We start from the raw sequence: 3,737 nt of genomic DNA on the forward strand, positions 1-3,737 counted from the left end.
AGCATCTTCGCCGTCGCGATGCTCTCGATAGCAATCTCTGCGTGCGGGCCGTCGAAGCCGATGACGCCGGCGGAGCAAGGGCGAATCGTGTACATGACGAACTGCGTGGTTTGTCACAACGCGAATCCCAACCTGGCTGGCAGTCAGGGGCCGCCGATCGCCGGATCGCCGCGCGAGCTGGTTTACGATCGCGTGCTGTTTCTAAAATATCCGCCCGGCTACACGCCCAAGCGCACCACGCATGCGATGCGCGCGCTGCCGCAGTTGGCGAATCGAATTGACGATTTGACCGCGTTTTTGGCAGAAGCCGCGCGCCAGAAGTAAGAACCTAACCCCTAACCCCTTCCCGCGCGGGAAGGGGGACCGGATAAGGAGCCGCCGGCGTTTTGTCGGCGGCTCCGTAGTTTTGAAGATGATCGTTAGTGGAACTCGGTCAGCCCAGCGTAACCTTGATGATCACGACCAGCACGATCCACAGCGCGAGGCCTGAGTGGATCGTTCCCGCGATTGAATCGAGTGGCTTCTTGGTCACGCCCTGGGTGCCGATGAGCGCGTTGGCCTCGACCAGGAAAACCACGATCAGCGTGACCACCAGCCATCCAGTGATGCCGCCCGGCGTCGCCTCATTGAACAGGTTGTAGTGACTCGCGGCGCCCATGAAGAACAGCATCGGAATCGAGAAGAGGGTGTTGGTGCGCGACGCCAACGCGGCGCGGCGTCCGGCGGGCGCAGCGGCGGGATTGGCAGGCGCTCCCCCGGCCATCGCAGTCGCGTTGCCGATGACGATTTTCTGATTCGGCCAGATGACGAACCATACGTTGGCCCACATGATTAGGCCCATCAGGCCGCCGGTGAAGATCGCGACCGTCCACGGCGTCATCGCGTAGTTAAGGCGCATCGCCCACCACATCAACAGGTAGAGCAGGCCGAAAATGACCGTTCCCATTGCGCCCCATCGGAACCACCAGAGCGCGCGCGGGACGAGTTTCTGAATCGCGCCGCTGCGGACTGCGGGATCAGTCTCGCCGAAGAACGGGGTTTGAACGAAATTGAAATAATAGAGCAGTCCGATCCACGTGATGCCAAAAAGGAAGTGCAGAAATCTGAGTAGCATGAAGACTAGATCTTCCATCGGAATCCTCCTCCTTCGAGTACGCCCCGCCTAAAACCCGCTTTGGTGTCTTTTTCACAGCATAACTTCTTTTGCAACAGTTACCGCGGGAACGTTTGAAATTCGCGCTGATTTCAAGTCAGGCGTAAACTTTGATCACAGCTCCGAAATTCAGGAGCTGTATTCATCAAAAGGACGGTACCTCAATCATGGCATTCAAACTTCCCGAACTGCAGTACAGCATGGACGCGTTGAAGCCGCACATCTCGGCCGAGACGCTCGAGTATCATCACGGCAAGCATCACAAGGCCTACGTCGACAAGCTCAACGAATTGGTCAAGGGCACCAAATTAGAAAACGCCGCGCTCGAAGATATCCTGAAGACCGCGGAACCCGGGCCGCTGTTCAACAACGCGGAGCAGCATTGGAATCATTCCTTCTACTGGAAGTCGATGGGCCCAAAGAAAGGCGGCGAGCCCAAGGGGCCGGTGGCCGACGCGATCAAGAAAGGCTTCGGCAGTTTCGAGGCGTTCAAGAAAAAATTCAGCGAGATTGCCGACGGTCACTTCGGCAGCGGGTGGGCATGGCTGGTGCGCCGCAAGGACGGCGCGGTGCAAGTCGTCGCGACGCATGACGCGGGATGCCCGATCCGCCAGGGACAGGTGCCGATAATTACCTGCGACGTTTGGGAGCACGCGTACTACATCGACTATCGCAATGCGCGGCCGAAGTACGTCGATGCGTGGTGGAACCTGGTCAACTGGGATTTCGCCAACGAAAATCTGAAATAGCGGCGCTCGACGCAATTCGATTCCTCAGAGACGCCGGGCGATCCCCGGCGTTTCTCTTTTGGCGCGCACGCACCTAGAATCCGCGGCATGGGAGCAACGAAAGCATCGCTCGAGAAGATCGCACCGGGTATCCACGCCTGGATGCAGCCGACCACGGGATGGAGTCGCAACAACGCGGGACTCGTCGCGGGCAAGAAATCCGCGCTGATAGTCGATACGTTGTTCGATCTGCCGCTCACGCGCACGATGCTCGACGCGATGCGCGCGGCGTGTCCGCTCCCCATCCGCTATCTGGTCAACACTCATTCGAACGCCGACCACGTGCACGGCAATCAACTGGTCGAGGGCGCCGAGATAATTGCGCATCGCAATTGCCGCGAGGAGATGCGGCGCGCCGGCGATCCGAGCGGCTTCGAGCGGATGGTCCGCGACGGAATTCCGGGACGCGATTTGGCTTACGTGCGTGAGGCTTTCGGCGAGTTCGACTTTCGCGGCATCAAGAGCTGTCTCCCGAGCGTGACGTTCGACGAGCGGATGACGGTGCACCTGGAAGAACGCGCGGTCGAGCTGATGCATTTCGGGCCCGCGCATACGATGGGCGATGTCGTTGCGTACGTGCCCGACGCGCGTGTGCTGTTCGCCGGCGACCTGCTCTTCTACACCGACACTCCCGTGGTGTGGCAAGGCTCGCTGACGGGATGGATGAGCGCGCTCGACAAGATGGCGGCGATGGATCCGGCGGTGGTTGTGCCGGGGCATGGACCGCTATGCGGCAAGGAAGGGCTGCTCGAGCTGCGCGAATATTTTGCGCTGGTGCGGGAGCAGTCGGCGCGTCATTTCAAGGCGGGGGTCGATGCAGATGAAGCAGCGCGCCGAACCGACCTCGGCCGCTTCATGAAATGGACTCTGGCCGAGCGATTGGTGGCGATCGTCGACAAGTGCTATCGCGATCTGAACGAACAACCCGACGACGCACCTGTCGATGCGCTCGGGATGCTCGCGCGCATGGGTAAACTACGCGACCACTGGCGCGAGCGCGGGGTGAGCCATGCAAATGCTTGAAAATCGAGTCGCGATAGTTACTGGAGGGACCGGAGCGCTAGGGCGCGCGGTGGTCGAGAATTTTCTGGTCGCGGGTGCGAAGGCGGCGGTGCCGTATGTCGTCGATGCGGAAGTTCCTCTGCTGCAGAAACAACTCGGCAATCGTTTCCCGGCGTCGGAGATTTTTCTGAAGAAGGCGGACGTCAGCGACGAGGCGCAGACTGCGAAGTTCGTCGCGGAGGTCGCGGCGAAGTGGGGCAAGATCGACATCCTGGTGAATCTCGTCGGCGGATTCTGGGGCGGCAAGCCGATCGCAGAAACCACGCTGGCGGAGTGGCAAGCGATGTTCGATCTCAACGTCAAGCCGACATTTCTTTGCTGCCGCGCGGTCGTGCCGATAATGCAGCGCAACAAGTGGGGACGCATCGTGTCGGTGGCGTCGCGTAGCGGTCTGCAAGGCGCGGGCGACTACGCCGCCTACGCGGTAGCCAAGGGCGCGATCGCGACTTTCACCGCGTCGCTCGCGCAGGAAGTTCTCGACGATGGCGTAATGGTCAATGCGATCGCGCCGAGCACCATCGACACGGAGGCGAACCGCGTCGCGATGCCCAAGGCGAAGCATGAAAACTGGGTGAAGCCGGCGGATATCGCGAAGACGATCGCTTATCTGTGCTCGGACGATTGCCGCGTCACGTCAGGCGCGGTGGTCCCGGTATACGGCCGCGCGTGATGTCGCCGAAGACAGCGGGGCTGCGCGCCCCGCACCCCCGGCAGGGGTGACCCCTGCACCCGGT

5 protein-coding genes are annotated in these 3,737 nt (G+C 60.9%); 4 read left to right on the top strand and 1 reads right to left on the bottom strand.

Translation table 11 applies throughout. The features are described 5' to 3' along the window. Positions 1-324: c-type cytochrome (locus VIW95_RS10575; RefSeq protein WP_331586190.1), on the top strand; the 324-nt coding region annotated here is incomplete at its 5' end. 109 nt (positions 325-433) lie between these two features. Here VIW95_RS10575 and VIW95_RS10580 read toward each other — a convergent pair. Further along, positions 434-1,132: a urate hydroxylase PuuD gene (locus VIW95_RS10580; RefSeq protein WP_331586192.1), complete on the bottom strand. Its 699-nt coding sequence runs from the start codon at positions 1,130-1,132 to the stop codon at positions 434-436. Positions 1,133-1,320: 188 nt separating this feature from the next. Between VIW95_RS10580 and VIW95_RS10585 the strand changes: the two genes are divergently transcribed. The 3 genes from VIW95_RS10585 (at position 1,321) to VIW95_RS10595 (ending at position 3,673) form a co-directional block, all read left to right on the top strand. Next, a complete protein-coding gene (locus VIW95_RS10585; protein ID WP_331586194.1) occupies positions 1,321-1,902 on the top strand; it encodes a superoxide dismutase in 582 nt (193 codons plus the stop codon). 87 nt (positions 1,903-1,989) lie between these two features. After that, complete coding sequence (locus VIW95_RS10590) at positions 1,990-2,964, top strand: MBL fold metallo-hydrolase (RefSeq protein WP_331586196.1); 975 nt, start codon at positions 1,990-1,992, stop codon at positions 2,962-2,964. Beyond that, complete coding sequence (locus VIW95_RS10595; protein ID WP_331586198.1) at positions 2,957-3,673, top strand: SDR family NAD(P)-dependent oxidoreductase; 717 nt, start codon at positions 2,957-2,959, stop codon at positions 3,671-3,673. The genes VIW95_RS10590 and VIW95_RS10595 overlap by 8 nt, the downstream gene beginning before the upstream one ends. Positions 3,674-3,737: the final 64 nt, after the last annotated feature.

The organism is Binatus sp. (SeqCode) (assembly GCF_036522015.1).
Classification (GTDB): domain Bacteria; phylum Desulfobacterota; class Binatia; order Binatales; family Binataceae; genus Binatus.

What these genes read in the sequence shown, in the direction of transcription:
- VIW95_RS10580 (WP_331586192.1), bottom strand. Translation starts at nt 1,132, where the DNA reads ATGGAAGATCTAGTCTTCATGCTACTCAGATTTCTGCACTTCCTTTTT.
- VIW95_RS10585 (WP_331586194.1), top strand. Translation starts at nt 1,321, where the DNA reads ATGGCATTCAAACTTCCCGAACTGCAGTACAGCATGGACGCGTTGAAG.
- VIW95_RS10590 (WP_331586196.1), top strand. Translation starts at nt 1,990, where the DNA reads ATGGGAGCAACGAAAGCATCGCTCGAGAAGATCGCACCGGGTATCCAC.
- VIW95_RS10595 (WP_331586198.1), top strand. Translation starts at nt 2,957, where the DNA reads ATGCTTGAAAATCGAGTCGCGATAGTTACTGGAGGGACCGGAGCGCTA.